At 65.6% G+C, this 965-nt stretch carries 1 protein-coding gene; it reads left to right on the top strand.

The annotated features are described in order from the left end of the window. On the top strand, positions 1–965 hold a 965-nt coding region (locus OWK27_RS24270; protein ID WP_267591369.1), incomplete at both ends, for a type VI secretion system Vgr family protein.

The following is a 965-nucleotide window of genomic DNA, read 5'->3' as shown; positions in this document are numbered from 1 at the left end:
CGCGTGGCGGTGAGCGCCGTTGAGCTGACGGGCACCCGCTACGCGGTCTACCAGCTGACGGTGGAGCCGGACCTGTGGCCGATGAAGCGAGACCGCAACCTGCGCATCTTCCAGGGGCAGACGGTGCCGCAGATAGTGAAAACCCTGCTTGGCGAGCACCAGGTCAACGTCGAGGATAAACTCACCGGCAGCTACCGGGTGTGGGACTACTGCGTGCAGTATCAGGAGTCGAGCCTGGACTTCATCAGCCGCCTGATGGAGCTGGAGGGGATTGCGTATTACTTCAGCCACGAGGCCGACAGGCACACCCTGGTCCTGACCGACGCCGCCACCCAGCACCAGCCGTTCAGCGGCTACGAGGTCATCCCGTACCACCAGACGCCGTCCGGCGGCAGCACGGACGAAGAGGGCATCAGCCAGTGGGCGCTGGAGGACAGCGTGACGCCGGGGATTTACAGCCTCGACGACTACGACTTCCGCAAGCCGAACGCGTGGCTGTTCCAGGCGCAGCAGAACCCGGCGTCGCCGAAGCCGGGCAGCATTGACGTGTACGACTGGCCGGGGCGCTTTGTGGAGACCGGGCATGCGGAGTTCTACGCCCGCATCCGTCAGGAGCGCTGGCAGGTGGAGCATCAGCAGATTCAGGCCACGGCCACGGCGGCGGGCATCGCGCCGGGCCACACCTTCACCCTGACTAACGCGCCGTTCTTCAGCGATAACGGCGAGTATCTGGTGACGGCGGCCGGGTATCACTTCGAGGAGAACCGCTACGCCAGCGGGGAGGGTGAAACCGTTCACCGCACCGACTTCAGCGTTATCCCGGCATCGGTCTCCTATCGTCCGGCGCAGAGCACCGCGTGGCCGCGCACCTACGGCCCGCAGACGGCGAAGGTTGTCGGGCCGCAGGGGGAGAGCATCTGGACGGACAAATACGGTCGCGTGAAGGTGAAGTTCCACTGGGACCG

This window comes from Enterobacter cloacae complex sp. 2022EL-00788, assembly GCF_026627565.1.
Classification (GTDB): Bacteria; Pseudomonadota; Gammaproteobacteria; order Enterobacterales; family Enterobacteriaceae; genus Enterobacter; species Enterobacter pasteurii.
This window is presented reverse-complemented; position numbering and strand designations above follow the sequence as displayed.